This is a genomic window from Paraburkholderia solisilvae, from assembly GCF_902859875.1.
In the GTDB taxonomy this organism is placed as follows: Bacteria; Pseudomonadota; Gammaproteobacteria; order Burkholderiales; family Burkholderiaceae; genus Paraburkholderia; species Paraburkholderia solisilvae.
In genome coordinates, this window is the sequence record NZ_CADIKF010000042.1 from 40,953 (window position 1) to 65,333 (window position 24,381).

At 64.9% G+C, this 24,381-nt stretch carries 21 protein-coding genes, 4 tRNA genes and 2 pseudogenes; 12 read left to right on the forward strand and 15 right to left on the reverse strand.

What is annotated here, in order from left to right:
* Positions 1 to 263 precede the first annotated feature (263 nt).
* From HV675_RS23095 to HV675_RS23110, 4 genes are all read left to right on the forward strand, one after another.
* On the forward strand, positions 264 to 1,262 hold the full coding sequence (locus tag HV675_RS23095) for an ABC transporter permease (RefSeq protein WP_377700483.1): 999 nt from the start codon (positions 264 to 266) through the stop codon (positions 1,260 to 1,262).
* Positions 1,263 to 1,364: 102 nt separating this feature from the next.
* Positions 1,365 to 2,306, forward strand: a complete 942-nt coding sequence (locus tag HV675_RS23100; protein WP_175113531.1) for a sugar-binding protein — start codon at positions 1,365 to 1,367, stop codon at positions 2,304 to 2,306.
* Positions 2,307 to 2,387: 81 nt separating this feature from the next.
* Complete coding sequence (locus HV675_RS23105; RefSeq protein ID WP_175113533.1) at positions 2,388 to 3,890, forward strand: sugar ABC transporter ATP-binding protein; 1,503 nt, start codon at positions 2,388 to 2,390, stop codon at positions 3,888 to 3,890.
* Positions 3,891 to 3,957: 67 nt separating this feature from the next.
* On the forward strand, positions 3,958 to 4,617 hold the full coding sequence (locus tag HV675_RS23110; protein WP_175113535.1) for an aspartate/glutamate racemase family protein: 660 nt from the start codon (positions 3,958 to 3,960) through the stop codon (positions 4,615 to 4,617).
* Here HV675_RS23110 and HV675_RS23115 read toward each other — a convergent pair.
* From HV675_RS23115 to HV675_RS23160, 10 genes are all read right to left on the reverse strand, one after another.
* The gene (locus HV675_RS23115) at positions 4,603 to 5,424 is read right to left on the reverse strand and encodes a Crp/Fnr family transcriptional regulator (protein ID WP_175113537.1); all 822 of its coding nucleotides are present in this window, start codon (positions 5,422 to 5,424) and stop codon (positions 4,603 to 4,605) included. The two genes, HV675_RS23110 and HV675_RS23115, sit on opposite strands and share 15 nt — an antisense overlap.
* A 329-nt stretch (positions 5,425 to 5,753) precedes the next feature.
* Positions 5,754 to 6,656, reverse strand: coding sequence for an SMP-30/gluconolactonase/LRE family protein (locus tag HV675_RS23120; RefSeq protein ID WP_175113539.1), 903 nt, complete (start codon positions 6,654 to 6,656; stop codon positions 5,754 to 5,756).
* A gap of 279 nt (positions 6,657 to 6,935) precedes the next feature.
* The gene (locus HV675_RS23125; RefSeq protein WP_175113541.1) at positions 6,936 to 9,035 is read right to left on the reverse strand and encodes an ABC transporter permease; all 2,100 of its coding nucleotides are present in this window, start codon (positions 9,033 to 9,035) and stop codon (positions 6,936 to 6,938) included.
* Between the two features lie 78 nt (positions 9,036 to 9,113).
* On the reverse strand, positions 9,114 to 10,655 hold the full coding sequence (locus tag HV675_RS23130) for a sugar ABC transporter ATP-binding protein (protein ID WP_246270489.1): 1,542 nt from the start codon (positions 10,653 to 10,655) through the stop codon (positions 9,114 to 9,116).
* A gap of 71 nt (positions 10,656 to 10,726) precedes the next feature.
* The gene (locus HV675_RS23135; protein ID WP_175113543.1) at positions 10,727 to 11,878 is read right to left on the reverse strand and encodes a sugar ABC transporter substrate-binding protein; all 1,152 of its coding nucleotides are present in this window, start codon (positions 11,876 to 11,878) and stop codon (positions 10,727 to 10,729) included.
* A gap of 167 nt (positions 11,879 to 12,045) precedes the next feature.
* On the reverse strand, positions 12,046 to 12,801 hold the full coding sequence (locus HV675_RS23140) for an N-acyl homoserine lactonase family protein (protein WP_175113570.1): 756 nt from the start codon (positions 12,799 to 12,801) through the stop codon (positions 12,046 to 12,048).
* A gap of 44 nt (positions 12,802 to 12,845) precedes the next feature.
* Positions 12,846 to 13,778, reverse strand: a complete 933-nt coding sequence (gene kce, locus HV675_RS23145) for a 3,5-dioxohexanoate:acetyl-CoA acetone transferase (RefSeq protein ID WP_175113544.1) — start codon at positions 13,776 to 13,778, stop codon at positions 12,846 to 12,848.
* A 181-nt stretch (positions 13,779 to 13,959) separates the two neighbouring features.
* The gene (locus HV675_RS23150; RefSeq protein WP_175113546.1) at positions 13,960 to 14,775 is read right to left on the reverse strand and encodes an SDR family oxidoreductase; all 816 of its coding nucleotides are present in this window, start codon (positions 14,773 to 14,775) and stop codon (positions 13,960 to 13,962) included.
* 183 nt (positions 14,776 to 14,958) lie between these two features.
* Positions 14,959 to 15,603: a GntR family transcriptional regulator gene (locus HV675_RS23155; protein ID WP_175113572.1), complete on the reverse strand. Its 645-nt coding sequence runs from the start codon at positions 15,601 to 15,603 to the stop codon at positions 14,959 to 14,961.
* 372 nt (positions 15,604 to 15,975) lie between these two features.
* A complete protein-coding gene (locus tag HV675_RS23160) occupies positions 15,976 to 16,386 on the reverse strand; it encodes a hypothetical protein (RefSeq protein ID WP_175113547.1) in 411 nt (136 codons plus the stop codon).
* A gap of 515 nt (positions 16,387 to 16,901) precedes the next feature.
* Between HV675_RS23160 and HV675_RS23165 the strand changes: the two genes are divergently transcribed.
* The 4 genes from HV675_RS23165 to HV675_RS23180 all read left to right on the forward strand — a co-directional run bounded on the left by HV675_RS23165 (position 16,902) and on the right by HV675_RS23180 (position 17,606).
* A tRNA-Glu gene (locus HV675_RS23165) sits at positions 16,902 to 16,977 on the forward strand.
* A gap of 102 nt (positions 16,978 to 17,079) precedes the next feature.
* Positions 17,080 to 17,156 (forward strand) — tRNA-Asp (locus tag HV675_RS23170).
* A 78-nt stretch (positions 17,157 to 17,234) separates the two neighbouring features.
* A tRNA-Glu gene (locus tag HV675_RS23175) sits at positions 17,235 to 17,310 on the forward strand.
* Between the two features lie 219 nt (positions 17,311 to 17,529).
* A tRNA-Asp gene (locus HV675_RS23180) sits at positions 17,530 to 17,606 on the forward strand.
* Between the two features lie 24 nt (positions 17,607 to 17,630).
* Here HV675_RS23180 and HV675_RS23185 read toward each other — a convergent pair.
* A complete protein-coding gene (locus HV675_RS23185; RefSeq protein ID WP_175113476.1) occupies positions 17,631 to 17,813 on the reverse strand; it encodes a hypothetical protein in 183 nt (60 codons plus the stop codon).
* Here HV675_RS23185 and HV675_RS23190 point away from each other — a divergent pair.
* Positions 17,761 to 18,225 carry a GNAT family N-acetyltransferase gene (locus HV675_RS23190; RefSeq protein WP_175113549.1) on the forward strand — a complete coding sequence of 155 codons (465 nt, stop codon included), beginning with the start codon at positions 17,761 to 17,763 and terminating at the stop codon, positions 18,223 to 18,225. The two genes, HV675_RS23185 and HV675_RS23190, sit on opposite strands and share 53 nt — an antisense overlap.
* Positions 18,226 to 18,253: 28 nt before the next feature.
* Here the strand turns inward: HV675_RS23190 and HV675_RS23195 are convergent, their stop codons facing one another.
* Positions 18,254 to 19,168: an AraC family transcriptional regulator gene (locus tag HV675_RS23195; RefSeq protein ID WP_175113551.1), complete on the reverse strand. Its 915-nt coding sequence runs from the start codon at positions 19,166 to 19,168 to the stop codon at positions 18,254 to 18,256.
* A gap of 256 nt (positions 19,169 to 19,424) precedes the next feature.
* Here HV675_RS23195 and HV675_RS23200 point away from each other — a divergent pair, with 256 nt between their 5' ends.
* Entirely contained in the window at positions 19,425 to 19,829 is a 405-nt protein-coding gene (locus HV675_RS23200) for a gamma-glutamylcyclotransferase family protein (protein ID WP_175113553.1), read from the forward strand.
* Between the two features lie 320 nt (positions 19,830 to 20,149).
* Here HV675_RS23200 and HV675_RS23205 read toward each other — a convergent pair.
* A pseudogene (locus HV675_RS23205) lies at positions 20,150 to 20,424 on the reverse strand (malate synthase A); the annotation flags it as partial.
* Positions 20,425 to 20,717: 293 nt separating this feature from the next.
* Between HV675_RS23205 and HV675_RS23210 the strand changes: the two are divergent.
* Entirely contained in the window at positions 20,718 to 21,620 is a 903-nt protein-coding gene (locus tag HV675_RS23210) for a LysR family transcriptional regulator (protein ID WP_175113555.1), read from the forward strand.
* Positions 21,621 to 21,839: 219 nt separating this feature from the next.
* Positions 21,840 to 22,274 (forward strand): universal stress protein, encoded by a 435-nt coding sequence (locus tag HV675_RS23215; protein ID WP_175113557.1) that lies wholly within the window; start codon positions 21,840 to 21,842, stop codon positions 22,272 to 22,274.
* A gap of 189 nt (positions 22,275 to 22,463) precedes the next feature.
* On the opposite strand, the gene aceA is transcribed toward HV675_RS23215, so the two are convergent.
* Positions 22,464 to 23,786, reverse strand: a complete 1,323-nt coding sequence (gene aceA, locus HV675_RS23220; RefSeq protein ID WP_175113559.1) for an isocitrate lyase — start codon at positions 23,784 to 23,786, stop codon at positions 22,464 to 22,466.
* 391 nt (positions 23,787 to 24,177) lie between these two features.
* A pseudogene (locus HV675_RS23225) lies at positions 24,178 to 24,381 on the reverse strand (DEAD/DEAH box helicase); the annotation flags it as partial.

Below are 24,381 nucleotides of genomic sequence, written 5' to 3' on the forward strand. Positions count from 1 at the left end.
AAGCTTAACGAGTTCCGGACGATGATGGCTGTGACGCATGTCATAGTCGGCGCCGCCCGGCGGGTTCCCGACAACCCGCTGAAACGACCCGCGGGACAACCCCAATAGGTTTGTATGACGCCCGTCACAGTTTCACAGCGCACTCTGCACCTAAGATCGTCCCGATGTCGAGCGCGGCGCCCCTGAGTGTCACCGGGTTGGCGCTGAAGAGCGCTGCATCGCACCGAATCGCACCGAACGCACGATTGGCGAGGAGACGTCCGTTGAGAGCCATCCCATCGAAAACCGAAGCGCCGGTCGTGCCCGCGCCGCTCGCGATGCTGCGCGCGTGTCTGCGCATCCGCGAACTGAACATTTTCGCGGTGCTGATCGGGGTCGGGGTGCTGATCAGTCTCTTTTCGCCTTATTTCCTGACGACCAACAACCTGATGGGCGTGTTCCGCTCGTTTTCGCTTACCGCGATCATGGCGGTCGGCATGATGCTTGTCATCATTACGGGCGGGATCGATCTGTCAGTCGGCTCGGTGATGGGGCTGTCGTCGCTTGTCACCGCGCTCGCGTTCCAGCATGGCCTCGGTGCGATGACCGCGGTCGCGGCCGGGCTCATGACCGGCGTCGTGGTCGGCGCTTTCAACGGGTTTCTCGTCACACGGATCCAGTTGCCGCCGTTCATTGCGACGCTCGGCACGCTGTCGATCGGGCGCGGCCTGATGTACATCATCACCAAAGGCGTGCCGGTCACACCGGACGTGCCCGACAGCTTCACGTTCATCGGCCAGGGCTATCTCGGCTTGATTCCGTTTCCGGTGGTCGTAATGGCGGTGCTCGCCGCGTGCTTTTCAGTCGTGATGCGGCGCACGCGTTTCGGCCGCCATGTGTATGCGACCGGCGGCAATGAAACCGCGGCGCTGTTGAGCGGCGTGCGCACCGCGCGCGTGAAATTCACCGTCTACGCGCTGTCCGGCGCGATCGCCGCGCTCGCCGGCGTGATCAGCTTCTCGCGCTTCGTGTCCGCGGAGCCCGCGGCCGGCTTCGGCGCCGAGCTCGACGTGATCGCGGCGGCCGCGATCGGCGGCGCGAGCCTGTCGGGCGGCGTCGGCAGCGTCGAGGGCGCGATTATCGGCGCGGCGCTCGCCGGCATCATCACGAACGGCGTGGTGCTGCTCAATATCGACACCTACGCGCAGCAGACCATCACCGGCTGCGTGATCCTGATTGCAGTGAGCATCGACATCTGGCGGCTGCGCCGCAAAGGGCGCTGACGCGTGGCGTCGAACTCGCGCGTGCTGTGTAAATGCTGTGCGAACGCGAGCAACAACAACTGACAGAGCAGCAAACCGACCAATAAACACGGAGACGACATCATGCAACGAAAGCTGACCGGCGCGGCCCTCGCGCTGCTTGCGATCTTCGCGCTCACCGCGGGCGCGGCCGACGCGAAAGACGCGAAGGACATCACGATCGCGGTGATTCCGAAGGTCGCCGTGCCGTTCTTCGACGACTGCAACCACGGCGCGCAGGCCGCGGCGAGCAAGCTCGACGTGAAGTATCAGTGGGTCGTGCCGCAGAACACGCAGGGCTCGACGCAGGTGCAGATTATCGAAGACCTGATGTCGAAGCATGTCGACGGCATTGCGATTTCGGTCAATGAACCGAAGTCGGTCGAAAGCGTGATGAAGCGCGCGGAAAAGAGCGGCATCAAGGTGCTGACCTACGATTCGGACTCGCCGGGCAGCGGCCGCTCGATGTATATCGGCACCAGCAACGAGGCAGCCGGCGAGCAGATGGCGGAGACCATGGCGAAGGCGCTGAACGGTAACGGCGATGTCGCGATCGTCACCGGGCAACTCGGCGCGGTGAATCTGAACGAGCGCATTGCGGGTATCAAGAAGGGGCTCACGAAATATCCGGGCATCAAGGTCGTCGAGACGCAGGGCACCGACGACGATCTCGCGAAAGGCGTATCGGTCGTCGAAACGACGTTGCGCGCGCATCCGCAGTTGAAGGGTATTTTCGGCGTGAGCCAGGTCGGCGGTCCGGCGGTCGCGAAGGTGCTGAACACGCGCGAGTTCGGCTCGATGAAGGGCAAGCTCGAAGTGCTCGCATTCGACGACTTGCCCGATACCGTGAAGGGCGTTCGCGACGGCACGATTCAGGCGATCATGGTGCAGCGGCCGGTGACGATGGGGCGCCTCGCGGTCGAGCATCTGGCTGCGCAGATTCAGGGGACGGAAACGCAGGCGAAGGATATCGATACCGGCGTAACGGTCGTTACGAAGGACAATCTCGGCAGTTATACGAAGTAGCCGAAGCAGCCGAAGCAGGCCGGCGGCACCGCGCTGCCGCCGAAGCTCGATGGACGAACAAGTCGCATACAAGGCCGCCCGATGACGCCGTTTCTCGAAGTCCGCGATATCTCGAAGACGTTCCCCGGCGTGCGCGCGCTCAACCGCGTGACCTTGCAGGTCGCACGCGGCGAGGTGCTCGCGCTTGCCGGCGAGAACGGCGCGGGCAAGAGCACGCTGATGAAAATCCTGACGGGCGTGCTCGCGCCCGACACGGGCGGACAGATCCACGTCGACGGCGAGCCCGTGGTGTTGCGCGACGGCAATCATGCGCGCGCGCTGGGCATCGGCATCATCTATCAGGAGCTGTCGGTCGTTGATAACCTGAATATCGCGGAGAACATCTTTCTCGCGCGTGAGCCGCGCAACCGCTTCGGGCTGATCGACCGCGCGCGGATGAACGAAGCGGCGCGCACGCTGCTCGATACGATCGGCATGTCGCTCGATCCACGTACGCCGGTGAGCGAGCTGAGCGTCGGCCAGAAGCAGATGGTCGAAATCGCGAAAGCCATCTCGTGCGACTCGAAGATCATCATCATGGATGAACCGACCGCGTCGCTGAGCCATCATGAGACGCGCATCCTGCTCGATCTGATCAAGCGGCTGCGCACGCAGCACATCGGCATCGTCTATATTTCGCATCGGCTCGAGGAACTGTTCGAGCTGGCGGATCGCGTGAGCGTGCTGCGCGACGGCTCGACGGTCGGCAGCGCGCCGATGGCCGATGTCACGCGCGAATGGCTGGTGCGCAAGATGGTCGATCGCGAGTTGAGCGATCTGTATGCGGTGTCCGCGTCGCATGCGACGCGCGAGGTCGTGCTCGAGGTGCGCAATCTGTCGCTGCGCACGCGCGATCGCGCGCCGGCGCGGATTCGCGACATCAGTTTTGCCGTGCATCGCGGCGAGATTCTCGGCATCGCGGGGCTGGTCGGCTCGGGGCGCACCGAAATCATGGAGATGATCTTCGGCATGCGGCCGTGTACCGGCGAGGTGTGGATGGAAGGCAAGCGGGTCGCGATTGCGAACCCGCATGATGCGATCTCGCACGGCATCGGCTTTGCGACCGAAGACCGCAAAGGGCAGGGACTGGTGGCCGGCATGAGCGTGCGCGAGAACTTCAGTCTGACGCATCTCGAAGCGTACGCGCCGTTCCAGTTTATCCGGCGCGCCGCGGAAGACGAGCGGTGCCGTCAGTTCGTGCGCACGCTCGGCGTGAAGACGCCGACCATCGAGCAGAAGGTGATCAACCTGAGCGGCGGCAACCAGCAGAAGGTGGTGCTCGCGAAATGGGTGGCGCGTGAGCCGCGCGTGTTGATCGTCGATGAGCCGACGCGCGGTATCGACATCGGCGCGAAAGCGGAGGTGCACGCGCTGCTCGCGCGGCTTGCCGCGCAGGGGATCGCGATTATCGCGATCTCGTCGGATTTGCCGGAGGTGCTCGCGATCAGCGACCGGATTCTCGTCGTGCGCGAAGGGCGCCTCAATGGGGTGTTCGATCGCGCGGACGCGACGCAGGAACGCGTGATGGCGGCCGCCACCGCATAGTGCCGGTGAACCCGCGCATCGCGACATGACGTAACGTAACGTTTTTTCAAATGGAGACTGAAAAAAGATGACCACGATTGTCGTATTGCACACCGGCCCGGTGACGGTGCAGCCGTTGAAAGACCAGTTGAAGGAGCAACTGCCTGACGCCCGCGTGATCAACATCGTCGACGACAGCCTGTTGAACGACGTGCGCACGGCCGGCCATCTGACGCCCGAAGTCACGCAGCGGATGTACAGCTATATGGCGAACGCGCAGGCAATGAACGCCGACTATGTGTTGAACGCGTGCTCGTCGGTCGGCGAGGCGGTCGATCTGCTGCGCGGCATGATCCGCACGCCGATCGTCAAGGTCGACGAAGCGATGGCGGCGGAAGCGAGCCGTCTCGGCACGCGCATCGGCGTGGTCGCGACGGTCAGGACGACGCTCGAGCCGACCGTGCGCTTGATCCGCAAGAAAGCGGCCGAACAGAAGCGTGAGGTGACCGTGGTCGAGCGGGTCGCCGAAGAAGCGTTCGAGGCGCTGCTCGCGGGCAACACCGAACAGCACGACGAGATTCTCAAGCGCACCATCGTCGGGCTGGCGGACGAGGTGGACGTGGTCGTGCTCGCGCAGGTGTCGATGGCGCGTCTCGTGCCGTCGCTTGGCGCGACGCGCGTGCCGGTGCTGTCGAGCCCGCAAAGCGGCGTCGCGTCGTTGAAAGACGCGCTGTCACGCGCGCGCTAGCGGCGCCTTGTACGCATGATCGTGCTTCGGGTCATGCTTGGCCGGCATCGACGCGGCCGGCGCGAGCGACGCGGCATTCGCGCCGAGCGCGGGAGCGCCGGCGGCCACCGGCAGCGCGAGCTCCGGCAGGAACTGCGCGATGAAGGCCGGCGTCAGCACGATCTTGCGTTCGTGCGTATCGACGAGGCTGGCCGCCTTCAGGTCGCTGAAATGCCGGTTCACCGATTCGCGCGACGTGCCGATAAATTCGGCGAGCTTGTCCTGCGCGATCGACAGATCGATCAGCACGGCGCCGGCACGCCCGTTGTGCACGAACGGCGTGCCGATTTGCGTGGCGAACATCGACAGGATATTGACGAGGCGCTTGCGCACGTCGTGCAGCGACAGGTTTTCGATCAGCTTCTGCGCTTCCTGCCAGCGTTGATGATGGCTGCGCAGCACGAACTGGTTGATCACGTCGTAGCGCGTGAGCAGGTCCTTGAAGTCGGCCTTGCGGATATAGCAGATGCGGCTTTCCGCGAGCGTTTGCGCGTAGTGCGAGTAGTTCGCTTCGTTGAGCACGTCGCCGTCGCCGAAGATCATGCCGGCCTTGATAAACGACAGCGTGATTTCCTGGCCGTCCTCGGTGAGCCGGTAAAGGCGCACGTGACCGACCTTGAGCAGATACACGTACTCGCTGCGGTCTTCCGGCCGATAGATGATGGCGTTCTTGCGCAGGCTGCGGTGATCGCTGAAAGCCGGCATCACCTCTTCGAGGCAATTGCGTTCAATCAGCGAGAGAAGCTCGCTTTTTCCGACGAACCACATCGCTTGTCTCCTTCCTTGTAGACGGAAGCGGGCGCTTGAGCGCCAACTGCCGTCCCATGCCGCGTTACGCCGGGTGAGCGCTGCAGCGCTTGCCTCGCGTGGTGCGGAGAATTGACCGGAGCGGCGCATCAGCACGCCCCCGGTCCGTGCTCAATCCGGTCTCGTGCCGGCAGCGAGCCGCGTTTTCCGCGGAGTCGCCAGCGCGTCGGGGTGGGCCGCCCGGGTTGCTGCTCGGTTGCCGCTTATTCTAACCAGCATACCGGGCGCGCGCTGCGCGGATGCGAAGCGATGTCGTGCGATGTTGTAAGTCGAATGTAGGCCGGCGTGCGTCACCCCGCGAAGCGCGGCTCCGGCAGCCCTTTCACACCCAGGCCCGTCACCGCGAACAGGCCGCCGCGATCGCGCTCTTTTTGCGGAATGCCCCACATCGGGCGGCCCATCGTCGTCACGTACAGCGTATCGAGGTTCGGGCCGCCGAACATCACGCTCGTCAGATTGCGCACCGGAAACGGCACGACACGGTCGAGCTTGCCATCGGGCGCAAAGCGCAGGATGCGTCCGCCGAACACGAGCGCGCTCCACACATAACCTTCGGCGTCGACGGTCGCGCCGTCGAATGTGCCGGCCATATCGCGCGCCGACGCGAAGACGCGGCGGTTGGTCGCCGCGCCGGTCTCGATGTCGTAGTCGTACGCATACATCAGCCGGTCATAGGTGTCGGTGAAATACAGCGTGCGGTTATCGGGGCTCCAGCACGGGCCATTCGAGCAACTGATACCGCGATCGAGGCAGATGATCTTCCCGTTCGTGCCGAGCTGGTACAGGCCGCCGCTGCGCGTCGGGCGCTGGCCGCGGTCGGCGTCATAGCGGTCGAAGTCATACGCCATCGTGCCCGCGATAAAGCGGCCGCGGCGGTCGACCTTGCCGTCGTTGAAGCGCGTTTCCGGGTCGTCGCTTTCCGGGTCGCCGATCAGACGCACGGTCTGCGCGTCGAAATCGTAGAAATGCAGGCCGTTGGCGAGCGCGACCACCGCGCCGCCTTTTTCGCACAACGCCATCGAGCCGATATGTCGCGGCACGAAAAAGCGCTCGACTTCACTGCCGTCCGCGCGGCAGCGATAGATTTCGGCGGCGGTGCTGTCGATCCAGTACAGGCGCTGTTCCTTCACGTCCCACAGCGGACCCTCTCCCAGATGGTTGTTCGCGTCGACCAGCAGGCGGGTTTCGATCATGAGTATCTCCGTCGTTCGGTGTTGGGGGGAACTGCATCGGGAATGACGCGACGGCTGCGCGTCGTGTGGCGGAGATCGGCGCAGCCGGTCGCTCGGTGCTCGTTATCGATTGCCTCGTTGTTTGAAGCGGCTCGCGCTGCGTAGGTGTCGCCGTTCGATGCAGCCGTCGCGTCGCGCGTGCACGCGGGTGTCTTCGTACGTGAGCGCTGATGCGTGTTCTTGCGCATGCGAGCGCGCATTTATCGCGCGTGAGCCGCGCCTTTACGCCGCTGTCGCCTTCTACCCCTTGCGGTCGCGCAACGTAATGACCGCGGCCAGCACGACCAGTCCGTTGATGATGTCGCGCACCGCCGGCGGCACCGTGGTGCCCGCGAGCAGCGTGCCGAGCGCGGTCAGCAGCAGCGCGCCGCCGAACACGCCGAGGTAGTGCCCACGGCCGCCGGTAATCAATGCGCCGCCGACCACCACCACCGCGATCGACGGCAGCAGATACGGGTCGCCCATGCCGAGAAACGCCTGGCTGCTAAAGCCCGCGAGCAGCAAACCGACGATCGCCGAGCACAGCGCGGACAGGCAATACACGGCGACGAGCGTGGCGCCGACTCGCACGCCCGACAGCTTCGCGGCGACCGGCGAGTTGCCGACCGCATACACGCGCCGGCCGAAAGCCGTGCGATGCAACAGCAGCAACGCGACGATCAGCACGAGCGGCACGCTCCATGCGGCGAGCGACAGCGGTCCGGCATGCTCGTTCGTGAAGTTGCTGATCGCGGGCGGCGCCCAGCCTTGCGGCGAGCCGTTGCAGTAGATCAGCGTGATGCCTTGCAGCAGGCCGTTCGCCGCGAGCGTGACGACGATCGGCGGCAAGCCGAGCACGACGACGCCGATGCCGTTGAAAAGTCCCACCAGCAAACCGGCCGCGAGCACGGCGGGCACCGCCCACAGCGCCGCGTCGTTGACGCCGTGCGTGAGACCGGTGAGCAGCACGCCCGACAGCGTGATCAGCCACGGCACCGACAGATCGAGGCCGCCGGTCAGAATCACCGCGCCCTGGCCGAGGCCGAGGATCGCGAGAAACAGCGTGAGCGTCAGCAGGCTGCTATAGAAGTTCGCGCTCGCGAGCACCGCAGGCCCGTACACGAACCCGGTCGCCGCGATCACGCCGAAAAACAGCAGATACGCGGGCACGATGTACTTCACCCATTCGCGATTGCGCTCGATCCAGTCGGTCAGCCACCGGCCGGTCAGCTCGGTGTTCGCGACCGGCTTGAAGTCCGCGACTTCGAATGCGACGCGGCGCGCGCCGGCGCCGTTTTGCGCACGCGTGCCGGTGCGCCACGCCTTGAACCAATGCAGCGCGTGCCGCGCGCATTCATGCGCGGCCGACTGCTTGCCGATCGACGAGCCGAGCACCGCGAGAATCAGGATCACCGCTTCGGCAATGGTCGTGAAGAACGCGGATACGTTCAGCACGAGCAGGATATTGACGGTCACCATCAGCGTCATCGCGGCGAACACGGTGCCGACGCAGCCGCCGCGTCCGCCGCCGAGCCACGTGCCGCCGAGCACGACCGCGGTGAACATCGACAGCAGCAGCGGCCGGCCGACCAGCGGGTCCGCCGAGCCGGTTTGTGCCGACACGTACAGCCCCGCGAGCGCGTAGAACATGCCGGCGAGCACATACGTCATGATGCGATAGCGCGTGACGGGCGTGCCGTTCGCGTACGCGCTATCCGGCTCGCTGCCAATTGCGTATAGCCCGACGCCGAACCGCGTGCGGCGGATAAACGCCCAGACGAGCAGCGCGGCAATCAGAATGCCGGCCGACATCGGCAGCTTGTCCGGGATCAGATCCGCGGTGACGAAGCCCGCGAACCGGTCGCCGACGCTGCCGCCGGGCTTGTTCTGGATCAGCAGCGTGAGGCCTTGCACCATAAACATCGTCGCGAGCGTGACGACGATCGATTGCAGCCGGAACCATGCGATCAGCGCACCGTTGATCAGACCGACACCGCCGCCGATCGCCACCACCAGCGCGACGCCGGCCCATTGCTCGACAGGCGAGCCGTGCACGAAGCGCACCGCCAGTACATTCGCAAGCGACAGCACCGCCGACGCGGACAGATCGAAGCCGCCGCTCAATACGACGATGGTCTGCCCGATCGCGACCAGCGCGAGCGTGGTAACGCTCGAGATCAGCGAGCCGACGTCGTACAGTCCGACCGGCGTTGCCGACAGTGCGATCCACGCGATCAGCATCGCGATCAGCGCGCCGATCGCGATGATCAGGCCGCGATGATGATCGATGCGCGCGCCGAAGCCGATGCGCGCGCCTGGGCGCACGATGTCGCTGTCGGGAGAGGCGATTGCGTTGCTCATAACGTTTCCTTGTAACCTCGACGGCAAGCGTGGGCGGTGTGCTGCCGGTTGTTATCGGTCGCTATCGGTGCGGCGCGCTCAGCTCGCCAGCATGCCGCGCATCACGTTTTCTTCAGTCAGCCGGTCGCCGTCGAGCTCCGCGACATTGCGGCCGCGGTACATCACCGAGACGCGGTCGCACACGTTGACGAGCTCCGGCACGTCGGTCGAATAGAACAGCACCGCGCCGCCCGCCGCCGCGAACGCGCGCATCAGCACGAAGATCTGATGCTTGGTGCCGACGTCGATGCCGCGCGTCGGATCGAACATCAGCCACACGCGGCTTTGCGTGAGCAGCCATTTGGCCATCGCGATCTTCTGCTGGTTGCCGCCGGAGAACGACAGGCAGGGCTTGTAGAGCGCGCGCGGATTCACTTCCATCTGCGCGAGCACGCGCTCGATCGCCGCGCGCTCGCGCTTGCGGTCGATCAGGCCGAAGCGCGTATAGCGTTTGATCACCGGCAGCGAAATGTTTTCGCCGCCCGGCAGGCGCAGGAACAGGCCTTCGGTCTTGCGGTCTTCGGGCAGCAGGCTGGTCGCGACGCCGGCTTTCAGCGAATCGGCGGTGGACGTGAGCGTCACCGCACGGCCGTCCACCCGCATCTGCCCCGCGTCGATATATTCGGCGCCAAACAGCGCCTCGAACAGCTCGCGCTGTCCCATTCCTTGCAGCGCCGCGATGCCGTGCACTTCACCGGCCTCGAGCTTCAGGCTGAAATCGTCGACCACGCCGTCGACGCGCACATTGCGCAATTCGAGCGCGGGCGCCGACGCAGTAAACGTTGGCGGCTGCTTCGGCGGATACTTCGCGTCCATCGAGCGGCCGATTACGAGGCGGATCACTTCGTCGTCGGAGATCGCGTGCGTGTCGAAGGCGCCGACGTCGCGGCCGTTGCGGTAGATCGTCAGGCTGTCGCAGAACTCGCGCACTTCCTGCATCCGGTGCGAAATAAACACGAAGGTGACGCCGCGCGCCTTCATTTCGTCGATGCGGCGCGCGAGCCACGCGACGTCGCGTCCGGACAGCGCGGAGGTCGGCTCGTCGAGCAGCAGCACTTGCGGCTCGCGCACCATCGCCTTGGCGATTTCGATTTTTTGCCGCACCGGCAGCGCGAGGTCGCGCACGTATGCGCCGGGCCGCACATCGGTCAGCTCGAGTGTTTCGAGCCACTGCGTGACGCGCCGCTGCGCTTCCGCGCGCCTGATGCGGCCGAACCAGCCGGACGGCTCGTTGCCGAGCAGCAGGTTCTGCGCGACCGTCAGGTCGCGCACCAGCGTCATCTCCTGAAACGCGGTCTGCACACCGGCGCGCTGCGCGTCTTTCGGTTCGCGCATCTGCACGTCGCGGCCGAGAATCGCAATGCGGCCTTCGTCCGGCCGGATCAGGCCGGATAGCAGCTTGACCGTGGTCGACTTGCCCGCGCCGTTCTCGCCGAGCAGCGCATGCACCGCGCCGCGCCGCACGCGAAACGACGCGTCGTTCAGCGCGACCGTCGCGCCGAAGCGTTTCGTGACGTTCGCGACATCGATCGCCCAGTGATCCGCGTGGGCTTCGCGAGGTTCGGTCATGACTGTCGACATCGTCGGACTCCGGGGCAACGTGAGGCGTGAAAGAGGCGCGCGCGTTTTTGCGTTGGCGTCAGCGTCGGGCGCTAGTCCGGCTTGCCGTTGAGCGCCGCGTTGAGGCCGATTTCGCGCGTCTCATCCGAATAGATGTCGGCGAACCAGCCCGGCGGCACCTTGTCCGGCGGGAACGCGGTGCAGCCCGCACGCAGTTCGTCGATCGAGCCGGTCTTGCACAGCTTCGATTGCGCCGTTTCGACCAGCGGCAGCTTCAGCGTCACGCGCGCCGGAAAGTCCTTGCCGTCGAGCTTCTGCACGGCAAGCTTCAACGCGACCGCGCCGGAGTAGGGCGGCGCGCCGTACGAGATCGACCGGTAGCCGATCGAGCGATAGCTGCCTTCGCCCTTCACGGCGCCCGGCGGCAGCATCTGCACGCGGTGGCCGTTCGACGATTCGCCCGCACACGGCTTGATCTTGTCGTCCGCAATGCCCGCATCGAGCTGCATCGACGCAGCGGTGAAGCAGCCGACCTGCATCCACAGGCCGTCGATCTTGTCCCAGCTGTTGGTGGCGAGAATCTTCGACAGTTCGGTCTTCGCGGTCGCCTGGCTCCACATGCCGGTGCCTTCCGCGACGATCTTGATGCCCGGGTATTTCGCGAACACCTGCTTGGCCGCTTCGGTGCGCGCGCGGTCGACCGAGGTGCCCGGCACGCCGGTGATCATCACGATATTGCCCTTGCCGTTCAGCGTCTTCGCGAGCCACTCGGCGGTCACGGTGCCCGCCTGATGCTGGTCGATCGTGACGTTGTGCGCGCACGGCTCGGTTACTTCGCCGTCGTAGGCGGCGACCACCACACCCTTCGAGCACGCGTTCTTGATCGCGCGATTGAGCGCGGTCGGCGAGATCGGATAGATGATGATGGCCTTCGCGCCGGCCTGCACCATCGAATTGATCTGCTGGATCTGCTTTTGCGCGTCGGTGCCGGCAACCTGCACTTCGAGATCGACCTTGTCTTTCAGTGCGGGCGTCGCGGCCATCGCCTTGATCATGTTGGCCGCTTCGGTCTGCCAGTCGTTGCCGACATAGCTCATCGACAGGAAGATCTTGTACTTGTCGGCGGCCGCGGCCGGTCCCGACAGCGTGAGTCCGCCGATGCACGCGGCAACGAGCGACGCGCCGAGCGCGGCGCCGCGTAGCAGCCGCGCCGCACGACCAAGGATGTGCGTCAAGGTGTTCATGTCTGCCTCCAATCCTGCCTGGGTTGTGTTTATTGGTGAGTCTGCGTTGCTGTACTCGTGATGCACCTGCTGCCGCGCCTGCTACTGAGCCTGCTACTGCATCCGTTACTGCGTCTGCTGGATCGTTGAATCGCGACGTTGCCGGCCGCTATCGCGCGCCGTGCCCATTAAGTCGCGGTGTTTTCGACATGCGGCACGCGCGCCGACGGCGGCAGACGCAGTCCGGCCGAACCGGGCGCGACGTCCGGGTCGTGGCCGGGAATCACGAAGTCCGCGATCTGCCGGATGCGCTTTAACGACGCAAGTTCGGCCGCCGTCTCGTGCACGATGCCGACCGGCACGCCGTCGACGATGTTCTCCATGCAGTTCGCGCAATCGCCGGTCACGACGACGATGCCTTCCGCCGTATTCACCGCGACCGACTGGTGACCGGGTGTATGGCCGGGTGTCGGAATCACGCGCACGCCGGGCACGATATCGGCGATGCCGTTGACGAACTGCCAGCGAAACCACGCGAGCGGCTCGCGGCCGATCAGAAACTCCTGATACAACGACGCCTGCGTCGGCAGCGGCCGGCCCGCGTATTCCCATTCGGTCTGCTGCACGATAAAGCGCGCATTGCGAAACAGCGTGTTGCCGCCGGAGTGGTCGTAGTGCAGGTGAGTGTTGATCACGATATCGACGTCGTCTGCGCGCCACCCGACGTATTCCTTCAATGCGCGTTCGAGCCGTTCTTCGGGCGCCTGGTCGCACGGGCAGATAAAGCTGCTGACCCATGCGGGGTCGTGAATGCCGGTATCGACGACAATCTTCTTCTGCGCGCCGACGATCGCGCTCGACCACACCGGAATGCGGATCTGCTGGCCGTAGTAGCGCGCGTAGATCAGCGACGACTTGTCCACGGTGAGCCAGCCGGTCGGCATCGCGACGACCTTGAGTTCGGGAGTAGCCACGCTCGCCTCCGTCATCAGAAGTTGACTTCGTTCGCGCCTTTCAATTTCAGCATCGCGCGTGCCTCGGTGGGCGTCGCGACTTCGAGCGACAACCCTTCGATCACCTGACGGATTTTCACGACCTGCGCGGCGCTCGATTCGGCCAGCTTGCCGGGCTCGATCCACAAGGAATCTTCGAGGCCGACGCGCGCATGCGAGCCCTGCGCGACACCGGTCGACGCGAGCGGAAGCTGGTTGCGTCCGGCGCCGAGAATCGACCATACGTAGTCGTTGCCGAACAGGCGATCCGCGGTGCGGCGCATATGCATCAGGTCTTCCGGATGCGCGCCGATGCCGCCCAGCAGGCCGAACACGCTCTGCACGAAGAACGGCGGCTTGACGAGACCGCGGTCGACGAAGTGCGCGAGGTTGTACAGGTGCGAGATGTCGTAGCACTCATGCTCGAAACGCGTGCCGTTGTCGCTGCACGAGGTCAGGATGTACTCGATATCGGCGAACGTGTTCTTGAACACGAGGTCGCGGCTCTTTTCGAGGTGCTGACGTTCCCAGTCGTGCTTCAGATCCTTGTAGCGCGCGAGCATCGGATACAGGCCGAAATTCATCGAGCCCATATTCAGCGACGCGACCTCGGGCTTGAAGTGGTGCGCCGGGCGCAGCCGCTCGGCGACCGTCATATGCGGGCTGCCGCCGGTCGTCAGGTTGATCACCGCATCGGTTTCGGCCTTGATGCGCGGCAGGAATTCCTGAAACACCGCCGGGTCTTGCGTCGGCCGGCCGTCGTTCGGGTCGCGCGCATGCAGATGCAGGATCGCCGCGCCTTCTTTCGCGGCGGCGAGCGCCGCATCGGCGATCTGCTGCGGCGTGACCGGCAGATATGGCGACATCGACGGCGTATGGATCGCGCCGGTCGGCGCGCAGGTGATGATGACTTTTCGCTTGGCTGCCATGTTGTCCTCGTGTTTCGTCAGGTGTTCGCTGCTTGCGTGACCCAATGCGTGGGCCAGATGAGCCGGCGAAAGTGAAACCGGTGAAACGGGCCGACGGCGGTCGCATCGGTTGTGTCGGTTGCAGCGGCGGACCGGCGGGTTGGCGCCGGCCGGTCGCGTCGCGTCGCGCGCCGGCGGCTGGCTACAGCACCTCGACGTTGCCGCACACCGAGATCGCCTGGCCGGAAATGCCCATGCCGGCCGGCGAGCACAAAAAGAGCGCGGTCGCCGCGACTTCCTCGGGCGTGGTCATCCGGCGCAGCGAGATCTTGTCGAGGTAGAGCCGCTCCATCTCCTCGTACGACAGATCGAGCTGCTTCGCGCGCGCGGCTATCACGCGCTCGATGCGCGGCCCTTTGACGATGCCGGGCTGGATCGTATTCACGCGGATGCCGCTCGGGCCGAGTTCGATCGCGAGACTCTTCGTCAAGCCGACGATCGCCCATTTGGTCGCGGAGTAGGGCGTGCGGTACGCGTAGCCGAGGCGTCCCGCGACCGACGACAGCGCGATGATCGCGCCGCCTTCGGGCGCATCGCGCAACAGCGGCACCGCACGGCGCGCAAAGTAGAACTGCGCGTTCAGGTTGATATCGACGGTCTGTTCCCATTCGCCGACGTCGAGCTCGTCGACGCCGCCGGTCGGGCCCGCGATGCCCGCGTTATTGACCAGCACGTCGAGCCCGCCGAGCTGCTGCGCGACGTCGGCGAACACGCGCTCGACCGCGTCGCGGTTGGCGACATCCGCGAGCGTCGCGGTGATCGGCGCGCTGCCGGATGTTTGCGCCTGGTCCTGCGCGCGTTGCAGCGCGTCGATGGTCTGCTGGCTCGCGTCGCACACGTGCACGCGCGCGCCGGTTTCGACGAACGCCTGCGCGATCGCGAGGCCGATGCCGGATGCGCCGCCTGTCACGAGCACGCGCAGACCCGCGCGCGGCGTCAACATGGATAGAACCGTCATGCCTGTTGTCTCCGTCGTGATTCGTATGAGTGATGGCCCGTCGTGTACGCGCCGTCCGGCCATTCCGTACGACGTGTCGATACAACGATTCGGGCTACTACGCGATACTTCGACTTTGCCCAGCACTGCCGCGGCGGTGCGCGTACTGCAGGCGCGCCGCCGCATCCGATGACGCGGGTCAGCTCAGGCGCTGGCCTCCTGCTGTTCGATCAGCCGCTCGCGCAGATCGTCCGCCGCTTCGCCGATGTCCTGCGCGATGCCGGCGCGCGCGCCTTCGCCGTCGCCGCGCCAGAGCGCTTCGACGATCTTGCGGTGCGCGTCCATCGAACGGCGCATATGCGGAATGTCCGGTGCGACGAGTTTCAGGAACGGGCCGATGCGCATCCACAGGTTCTGGATCGTCGCGAGCGTGACATCGCTCGCGCCATGCATGTAGATCGCGACGTGAAACTCGAAATTGCTGCGCAGATAGGCGGCGACGTCGCCGGCTTCGACGTGCGCGTCCATCGTGTCGAACACGTCCTGCAGCGCCGCGAGATGCACACGCGACATGCGCGTTGCGGCGCGCGCGGCCACGCAGCCTTCGAGCGCGATGCGCACGTCGCGCAGTTCTTCGAGCAGCTCGAGCGTCATCGGCGGCACCATCAGCGCGCGGCCGGGACCGTCGATCAGCGCGCCTTCCGCCTGCAGGCGCGTGAGCGCGCCGCGCACCGGCATGGTCGACGAACCGACCGCGTCCGCGACCCCGCGCAGACTCAGCAATTGGCCCGGCGCGAAGCGGCCGGTCATGATCGCTTCGCGCAACTGAGCATAGACGCGGCTTGCCATCGTGTCCCGCGCCACGAGCTCGAGCGGCGGCAATGCCTTGGTCGCTACGTGGGTGGTCACGGGTTCCTCCGGCGGCGGCGGATGCGAATCGGTTGCGATGTGTGACCTGTGATCACACTTGATGAATGCAGTCTGCGCGGGTCGATGGTGTGCGTCAACCGAGGGGAAACACGGAGCGTGTGGTTGGCACGAAGGGGCGGCAGAGGATTCCCGGTTCTCGCCGAGCGCCGAGGACTCGGCATGCGGGTCGGGCAAGGTGGGGCGAGGTCGCGCGCGCCGGCAAGGTGGTGTGCGATGACTTCCGCGGCGATGCGCGCGAACCGCGAACCGCGAACCGCGCGACCGCTTTGCGCGGCGCCGCGCCGCTGAGGACTACGACGGCTGGCTCAAATCTTTCGACATCAGCTGCGCGCGGCGCGGGCTGTCGCCGATCGTTTCGCACTGCGTGGCGGAGAGTCCGAACGACACGTGAAAGCCGTCTTCGGTGCGCAGCGTCAGGATGAAGGTCTGGTGGTCGCTCGCCAGTTCGACGGCGACCGTGTGTGCCGGGTAGACGATGCGCAGCGAGTCGTCGTGATGCTGCGCGCGCATCGCTTTGACCGCGAGGTTCGGCAGCGTGAGGATCAGTTGCTGCAGGCACGCGCTCGGCAGATTCAGCGACCAGCTGTTCCCGCTGCAGTCCGCGCCTTGCAGCGCGAAGCTCGAGCCGTCCATTGCGAGTTCGAGCCCGCTGAGCTGAGTGGCGTCGATCCGGTTGTCCGTCGTCGGGGGCTGTTGAGGCATGGCGCTTCGGTTCCGCGATTAAGGCGCGCGGCGGGATCACCGTGGCGAGCGGCGCGCATGCTGGTTGAATCGAAGCTTAGCGAAGCATTGCGGCCGCGGGTGTTCCTGGACACGCCATTTAATTGACTGACGGCCGCAATGGCGGATGCGTTGCGTTTTGCGCGACGGTCGTGCGCACGGAGTCGCATCGACGCTGCGTGTCAAAAACGCTTGCCGGCGGATCAGTCCGCTGCGTATAATCGCAGGCTCTGCTGATGTAGCAGAACTTTGTGAAACGGAAGTGCGGTGGCCCGGTAAAAATCGCGGCAAATTCGCGGTAAAAGTCGGCTCAGGTCGTGGCAAAAGTCGACTCAGCAGCGGTCAACGTGTAGCAAAAAGCACTTCACAAAGCGCTGTGAGCCAGTTAGAATGGCGTTCTTCGCTGATTTGCAGTCAGAAGTTAGCAGCAGATAAGCGAAGGAAGCCAGCGGTAGAAGTCATGCTGCAGCAGTTTGCGACAAATCTGCAAAGATTATGTCCCCTTCGTCTAGAGGCCTAGGACATCACCCTTTCACGGTGAGTACAGGGGTTCGAATCCCCTAGGGGACGCCAGGAATATCGGCGTCGTTTGCGGTAGAGGCGAGGTAACGCCTGTATTGCAGGCCACGCGGCTTGAGAGAAATAACCGACACTCGCAAGCAAGATAGCAAGACTGGAGTGGTAGTTCAGTCGGTTAGAATACCGGCCTGTCACGCCGGGGGTCGCGGGTTCGAGTCCCGTCCACTCCGCCAAGATTGAGCCCGTTACGGCGCGCATCGCAGGTGCGCCTAAACGGGCTTTTTCATTAAAGGTATAAGCGCAGTACGTAGGTCCCCTTCGTCTAGAGGCCTAGGACATCACCCTTTCACGGTGAGTACAGGGGTTCGAATCCCCTAGGGGACGCCAGATATCGGCAACGTCCGGCATCGCCAGCGGTTGCGTAGCAGTTGCATCGAGGTTGCGCCGTAGTTGCGTTGCAGTTGCGTTGCAGTTGCATCGTCGTTGCGTACTGGCTGGGTAGTAATCGCGAACTGATTGCGTACGGGTCGCGCGGCACATGCGTTAGCGGTGTCGCACGGCATCCCCCGCGGAAAGTCTGAGACCCGCGGGGCACAGAGCAGCACTGGAGCGGTAGTTCAGTTGGTTAGAATACCGGCCTGTCACGCCGGGGGTCGCGGGTTCGAGTCCCGTCCGCTCCGCCAGATCAAGAAAAGCCCGCTGATTCGTCAGCGGGCTTTTTGCGTTTCGGCGCGGCGACGCCAGGGTGTTCCTGCGCGGGCAATCTGCCATTGCCAGCCGCGGCGGCGTATCTTAACGTTGATCGCACCCTCCTGAATCCCATTACGTCTCGCCGCGATGCTCGATCCGACCGAAGCTCCATCCCCGTTCCAGTTGCGCGAGGCCAGCATGGATGACTTTCCATTCGCGGAGGCGCTCACGCGCAACAACATGGGCGGCTACTACCGTCGTCACCATCTGGTCTGGCGCGGCGATCTGTTTCTCGCGAGCTGGCGCGAATCGGAAAACTTCATTCTGGAAGCCGACGGCGAGCGGATCGGCGTGCTGCGCATCACCGAAGAGGGCGATTCCCTGCATATTCGCGATGTGCAGATTGCCGACGGTCACCGCCGGCGCGGCGCGGGCACCTATCTGCTGAATGTGTCGCACCGCTGGGCCCGCGCACGCGGACTGCGCGAGTTGCAGCTGCGCGTGTTCGTCGACAACCCGGCGGCGCGGCTCTATCAGCGGATGGGGTATCGGCTCGCCGGGCCGCGTCTTGCGCAACTCGGGTCGATCCGTCATATGGCGCGCCGTGTTTGATCCGCGCCGGCGCCGGGCAGCGCCGGATTCACGACCCTGAAAGATCTTGCCGCAGCGTTGCGTGCCGCTGCGCGTCGTCGAGCGCGTCGTCCGCATCGTGCGCGGGATGCAAGTCGTCGTCGTTCGCATCGCGATGTTCGGCGCCGCGCACGATAAACGCGCGCGGGCTTTCGCCGAACTGCCGCCTGAACATCGCCGAGAACGCGCTCTGGCTTTGATAACCGAGCGCCTGCGCAACCTGCGAGAGCGGACGTCCCTGGCTCAATAACGGAATGGCGCGCGCGAGCACCGCCTGCTGGCGCCACTGCGAAAAACTCACGCCGAGCTGTTGACGAAAGAGCCGCGCAATCGTGCGCGTGCTGGCGCCGACCGCCGATGCCGAGCGCTCGAGCGAGTCGGTGGCGGCGGGGTCGGCGAGCACGGCTTCGCATAGCGCCCGCAGCCGCTTTTCGGTCGGCATCGGCACCGCGAGCGGCAGCGGTTCGGAGCGAATGATCTCGTCGAGCGCCAGCGAACCGAGCAGCCGTTCGCGTTCGGGTTCGAGACCGGGCGTATCGAGCGCGGCGATCACTTCGCGCAGAAGTCCCGACACCTCGACCACGCGGCACGCATCGAGTCCCGGCGGCACCGCATCTTCATACACGTAGAGCGTGCGCAGAAACGCCTCTTCGACGATCGTCACCTCGTGCAGCACATGCGGCGGCACCCAGATCGCGCGCGACGGCGGCACCATCCACGTCGTGCCGACGGTGGTCATGCGCAGCACGCCGCGCGATGCGTACGCGACCTGCGCCCACGCGTGCGTGTGGCGCGCAACGCGCACGCCGGCCGGCATCGGCCGCGAACGCACGCGAATCGGATGCGTGCGCGTCGGCGCGAATTCCGGAGGAATATCGGCGAAGTCGACGCGTTCTGATAGAGCGGGCTGCGTGGGGTGAGTCATCTGTGCACAGTAGGCGGAGGCGGGAAGCTGCATGCATTTCCGTAGCGCACATTGTAGGGGCGATGTTCACGACACGGAGCGCGGAGCGTATGGGATAGGGGCGCAACTCCGCGGCGCCGCCGCCACCCGCAGCAGAGAAGGTGGATGCCGTTGCGTTGCATAATGTCGACCGGTCGGCGACACGCTGCGGCGGCATACCGCGCAGCGCGAGCCGTATCGACACCCGGGCAATATCTGACACAAAGGAATTCGCGTGATGCGCTATGTGTTCGTGTACGGTACTTTGCGCGCCGGTGAAGTGAACGACATTGGTCAGGCGGCGGCGAGAAGCGCGCTCGCGACGCCCACGCTGATCGGCGAAGCATCGGTGCGCGGCCGGCTATTCGACTTCGGCGATTATCCGGGCCTCGTGCCCGACAACGGCGGCGTCCATGTGAAGGGCGACGTCTACCAGATTGACGAACGCCTTGTGCCAGTGCTCGATCAGATCGAGGAGGTCTATCCGGGCGAGGCGGGGCTGTTCATGCAGCATGAGGTGACGGTTCACGTCGACGGTAAAGCGATTTCGTGCATCTATTATCCGGTGCAGCGCGACGCGGTGCGCGGGTTGCCGGAGATCGGCTCCGGCGATTGGGTTGCGTACCGGCGCGCACGCAAGTAGCGTGCGTGTGAAACGCAAACAGCCTTGCAGGCAGCGTAGCCCGCGAGGCTGTTGAGCAGGTTTCGGTCGGCATCCCGTTGCGGTCTGATCGTGCAGCCGGCGTGCAACGGCATCAGGGCACACGCGCTCGATCGCATCCGGTGGTGCACAAGTGCATCGAGTACACGGGCGCTTGGGTACATCTGCATCCGCTGCGCAGGCGCATCGCGCACACCAACGCGCATCGCGTAGCGCCTCGACGCCAGCAGCGACCACCCATCACACATCACAACGCTTCGTAAAGCGGCAACGTCAGAAACTCGGTGAAGTCCGCCGACGTTGTCCGAGCGCACGCCGGCCATCGCGTTCTCGTTCGCGGCCGGGTCGTTGCGGATCGGAATCAGCGCGCTCATACGCCGATCGCAGGCGCGTGACGGCGGTGGCAGGTCTTCAGCAGCGCGAGCGCGTAGGCGCGCATGAACGGCGCGGTCATCGTGATCTGCGCGCGGTCGGCAAGGCAGAACGCCTGATCATGTTTGAACTTCTTGATCGCCGAAAAGATGTAGTCCCAGCGGCCCGCGTTCAGGCCCGCGCTGTGTTCGCGCAGCTCATACAGTCATACCCTGCGCAAGGGTCGACGGGTTCGCCATAGGTGCTCTCCTCGGCCGGTCAGATGAGTCAGTGCAAGCGGCGCGTGCGATGCCCGGTCGGTCGGCGCACCGGGGCAGCGGTGCGGGTGCGGAAAACGGCATCGCACGGCGCCGGCTTGCCTGATTCAGAAAAGAATTTTATTAATGACTGTAGGGCGATAAAAAGACCCGAACGCTCACTTGATCTTTTACTTTCACCCGCATAATCTGTCCTTTTTGCTGCTCTTTGCCGCGCCACCAGCGCGCGCATCCCGTCCAGATGGACCGTTTCAAGCAGATCGAAACCTTCGCCACGGTCGTCGCGCGCGGCAGTCTGTCCGCGGCCGCGCAGCTCGAGGGTGTGGCGCCCGCGATCATCGGCCGCCGCATCGACGCGCTCGAAGAGCGCCTGGGCGTCAAGCTGCTGGTGCGCACCACGCGGCGCATCACGCTGACCTTCGAAGGCACGGCGTTTCTCGAAGACTGCCAGCGCATCCTGAACGACATGCACAACGCGGAAGCGAGCGTGTCGGCCGGCGGCGTGAAGGCAAGCGGGCACCTGCGCGTGTCGGCGCCGGCCGGCTTCGGGCGGCGCCATGTCGCGCCGCTCGTCGCCGCATTCACGGCCGCGCATCCGGACGTGACGGTCACGCTCGATCTGTCGGACCGGCTCGTCGATCTCGTCAACGAAGGCTTCGATTGCGCAGTGCGGCTCGGCGAGTTGCCCGATTCGTCGCTCGTGTCGCTGCGGCTGGGCGAGAATCGCCGCGTGTGTGTCGGCGCGCCGGCGTATCTGATGCGTCAGCGCACGCCGCACACACTGGCCGACCTCGCGCATCACAATTGCCTCGCGCTCGCGGCGAGCGCGAACCAGCAACGCGGCTGGGTGTTCGAGCAGGACGGCAAGGTGGTGACGATCAAGGTGGCCGGCACGATGGAATGCTCGGACGGCGCGGTGCTGCACGACTGGTGTCTGGCCGGCCACGGGCTCGCGTGGCGTTCATGGTGGGAAGTCGGCGCGGATCTCGCGGCCGGGCGTCTTGTCACCGTGCTCGATGCATTCGCCGCACCGCCGATCGGTATTCATGCGGTCTTCGCGCAGCGCCGCCACTTGCCGTTGCGCGTGCGGCTCTTTCTCGACTTCCTGAAGGACACCTACGCGCAGCCCAACTATTGGGGCTGAGCACGAAGTTCGCTGTCCTGCCGGTCGGTGCGCGTCGCATCGACGCGCGCACCGCGCGGGTTTCCGATATGCGGACTCACCCTCAAGCGCCGCATGACAGCAATTTCGGCGCACTACAATCGTGTCAGCAGGCCTGACGCCGCCGCGCCGGTGCGCTCGCCGCCGGTGTCGATGCGCAGCAGGCCACTCGTGCACCCGCAGTCGACGACGGAGAGCACCATGTTCAAGCATATCCTCGTACCGACCGATGGCTCGGAACTGTCGAAGAAAGCGATCGACGGCGCGATCGGTCTGGCGCAAGCAGTCGGTGCGCGCGTGACCGCCTATGCCTGTTTGCCGCAATATCCTTACTCGCCGTTTTCCGAAGTGGTGGTCGAGCCGCCGGTCGAATTCCAGGACCGCAGCGAGCGCGAAGCGCGCGATCATCTGCGCGAAGTCGAGGAGGCCGCGCGCGGTGCGGGCGTCGCGTGCACGAGCCAGACCAGCGTGCATCCGTCGCCGTACCTCGGCATCATCGAAGCGGCCGAGCAGGGCGGCTGCGATGTGATCTTCATGGCCTCGCATGGGCGGCGCGGCCTGGGCAGCCTGCTGATCGGCAGCGAGACGCAACGCGTGCTCACGCATACGAAGATTCCGGTGATCGTGTATCGCTGAGGTCGATGGGCGCGCGCGACGGGCCGCGTGAAAGAGCGCGCGCACGACGTTGAGTCGGTGCGCGCGCCGAGGTCGTCTCGCTTCATGTCGTCCATGCCAATGCCGATGCATCTCAGGTGTGCATGGCGACGGACTGCTCGCCGAAGCTCACGCACCCTGGCGCCTGTCTTCTGATCAGGCGAGCCCGACTTACGCGACCTTCTTGTCGAGCGCGGCCGGCTTGTCGAAGAACTGTTCGTCTTCGGTCGAGCCGTGCAACGCGGTCGTCGACGCATCGCGCTCAACCGTCTGGGTGACCGCATCGAAATAGCCGGTGCCGACTTCACGTTGATGCTTCACCGCCGTGAAGCCCTGTTCGGCCGCCGCGAATTCCGCCTGCTGCATCTCGACGAACGCGCTCATCTGCGTGCGCGCATAACCGTGCGCGAGGTTGAACATCGAGTAGTTCAGCGCGTGGAAGCCGGCGAGCGTGATGAACTGGAACTTGTAGCCCATCGCGCCGAGCTCCTTCTGGAACTTCGCGATGGTCGCGTCGTCGAGATTCTTCTTCCAGTTGAACGACGGCGAGCAGTTGTACGACAGCAGCTTGTCCGGAAACTGCTTGTGGATCGCTTCGGCGAATTTCTTCGCGTACTCGAGATCCGGCTTGCCGGTCTCGCACCAGATCATATCGGCGTACGGCGCGTACGCGAGGCCGCGCGACACCGCTTGCGCGAGACCGGGCCGCGTGCGGAAGAAGCCTTCAACCGTGCGTTCGCCGGTGAGGAACGGCTGGTCGTTGTCATCGACGTCGGAGGTGACGAGGTCGGCGGCTTCCGCATCGGTGCGCGCGATCAGCAGCGTCGGCGTGCCGCAGAGGTCGGCCGCAAGACGCGCGGCCGTCAGCTTCGCGACGTTCTCGCGGGTCGGCACCAGCACCTTGCCGCCCATATGGCCGCATTTCTTCACCGACGCGAGCTGGTCCTCGAAGTGCACGCCGGCCGCGCCCGCTTCGATCATCGCCTTCATCAGCTCGAACGCGTTGAGCACGCCGCCGAAGCCGGCTTCCGCATCCGCGACGATCGGCGCGAAATAGTCGATATAGCCTTCATCGCCCGGGTTCTTGCCTTCGGACCATTGAATCTGATCGGCGCGCGTCAGCGTGTTGTTGATCCGCTTCACCACGAGCGGCACCGAGTTCGCGGGGTACAGCGACTGGTCCGGATACATTTCGCCGGCCACGTTCGCGTCGCCCGCGACCTGCCAGCCGGACAGGTAGATGGCTTTCAGGCCGGCCTTGACCTGCTGCATCGCCTGATTGCCGGTCAGCGCGCCGAGCGCGTTGACGAACGGTTCCGTGTGGATCGCGGCCCACAGTTTTTCGGCGCCGCGCTTCGCGATCGTGTGCTCGACTGCGAGCGAGCCGCGCAGCCGCACGACGTCGTCGGCCGTATAGCTGCGCTTGATGCCTTTCCAGCGCGGGTCATTGCTCCATTGCTGCTGCAGTTGCTGAGCCTGCTGTTCGCGTGACATGGTTGCTCCCTTTGCGTTGAAGATCGATCGGTGGATGGCTGACTTCGTGGGTGGATGCATGCATTCGATGCGTCCGTGGCGCGAAGTCTTATATAAGAGTCTAGGCAAGTCATCTGATCGGCAATAGGGGTTGGCGAACGTTTTCTGTTTTAATTTTTTCTTTTTAAATCAATATATTAATTTCAATATTCCGTATTGTGGAAGGTTGTTTTCCATCCCGCAACACGTGTTGTTGTGCCTCGCAACACGATTTTTTACGACGCAAAAAAATTTTCCGTATTGTGAAAAGTGCGGATCGACGAAAAAAAACCGACGCAATGCGTCGGCTTTCGGGTTCGCCAGCCCGGATGGAAGTCCGGTTTCTGGCGCGTGCGTGCTGCGCGCGTCTGAGTTAACCGCCGCGGCGCGGATTGCGCGGGCCGTCGCTGCGGCGCGCGCCGTAGCCGCCGTCACGCGAACCGCCATAGCCTTCGCGCGACGCGCTGTAGCCCTCACGGCTGCCGCCGCCCGACGACGACGACTTGCCGCTCCAGCTGCGGCCGCCGTTGCCGCTCGTGCTGCCGCTGCCCGACGGCTTGCCGCCGAAACGCCGGCC

Excerpts from the sequence above, each read along its gene's own strand:
- HV675_RS23100 (WP_175113531.1), top strand. The coding sequence starts at position 1,365 with ATGCAACGAAAGCTGACCGGCGCGGCCCTCGCGCTGCTTGCGATCTTC.
- HV675_RS23105 (WP_175113533.1), top strand. The coding sequence starts at position 2,388 with ATGACGCCGTTTCTCGAAGTCCGCGATATCTCGAAGACGTTCCCCGGC.
- HV675_RS23110 (WP_175113535.1), top strand. The coding sequence starts at position 3,958 with ATGACCACGATTGTCGTATTGCACACCGGCCCGGTGACGGTGCAGCCG.
- HV675_RS23115 (WP_175113537.1), bottom strand. The coding sequence starts at position 5,424 with ATGTGGTTCGTCGGAAAAAGCGAGCTTCTCTCGCTGATTGAACGCAAT.
- HV675_RS23120 (WP_175113539.1), bottom strand. The coding sequence starts at position 6,656 with ATGATCGAAACCCGCCTGCTGGTCGACGCGAACAACCATCTGGGAGAG.
- HV675_RS23125 (WP_175113541.1), bottom strand. The coding sequence starts at position 9,035 with ATGAGCAACGCAATCGCCTCTCCCGACAGCGACATCGTGCGCCCAGGC.
- HV675_RS23130 (WP_246270489.1), bottom strand. The coding sequence starts at position 10,655 with ATGTCGACAGTCATGACCGAACCTCGCGAAGCCCACGCGGATCACTGG.
- HV675_RS23135 (WP_175113543.1), bottom strand. The coding sequence starts at position 11,878 with ATGAACACCTTGACGCACATCCTTGGTCGTGCGGCGCGGCTGCTACGC.
- HV675_RS23140 (WP_175113570.1), bottom strand. The coding sequence starts at position 12,801 with ATGCCGACCGGCTGGCTCACCGTGGACAAGTCGTCGCTGATCTACGCG.
- kce (WP_175113544.1), bottom strand. The coding sequence starts at position 13,778 with ATGGCAGCCAAGCGAAAAGTCATCATCACCTGCGCGCCGACCGGCGCG.
- HV675_RS23150 (WP_175113546.1), bottom strand. The coding sequence starts at position 14,775 with ATGACGGTTCTATCCATGTTGACGCCGCGCGCGGGTCTGCGCGTGCTC.
- HV675_RS23155 (WP_175113572.1), bottom strand. The coding sequence starts at position 15,603 with ATGGCAAGCCGCGTCTATGCTCAGTTGCGCGAAGCGATCATGACCGGC.
- HV675_RS23160 (WP_175113547.1), bottom strand. The coding sequence starts at position 16,386 with ATGCCTCAACAGCCCCCGACGACGGACAACCGGATCGACGCCACTCAG.
- HV675_RS23190 (WP_175113549.1), top strand. The coding sequence starts at position 17,761 with ATGCTCGATCCGACCGAAGCTCCATCCCCGTTCCAGTTGCGCGAGGCC.
- HV675_RS23185 (WP_175113476.1), bottom strand. The coding sequence starts at position 17,813 with ATGCTGGCCTCGCGCAACTGGAACGGGGATGGAGCTTCGGTCGGATCG.
- HV675_RS23195 (WP_175113551.1), bottom strand. The coding sequence starts at position 19,168 with ATGACTCACCCCACGCAGCCCGCTCTATCAGAACGCGTCGACTTCGCC.
- HV675_RS23200 (WP_175113553.1), top strand. The coding sequence starts at position 19,425 with ATGCGCTATGTGTTCGTGTACGGTACTTTGCGCGCCGGTGAAGTGAAC.
- HV675_RS23210 (WP_175113555.1), top strand. The coding sequence starts at position 20,718 with ATGGACCGTTTCAAGCAGATCGAAACCTTCGCCACGGTCGTCGCGCGC.
- HV675_RS23215 (WP_175113557.1), top strand. The coding sequence starts at position 21,840 with ATGTTCAAGCATATCCTCGTACCGACCGATGGCTCGGAACTGTCGAAG.
- aceA (WP_175113559.1), bottom strand. The coding sequence starts at position 23,786 with ATGTCACGCGAACAGCAGGCTCAGCAACTGCAGCAGCAATGGAGCAAT.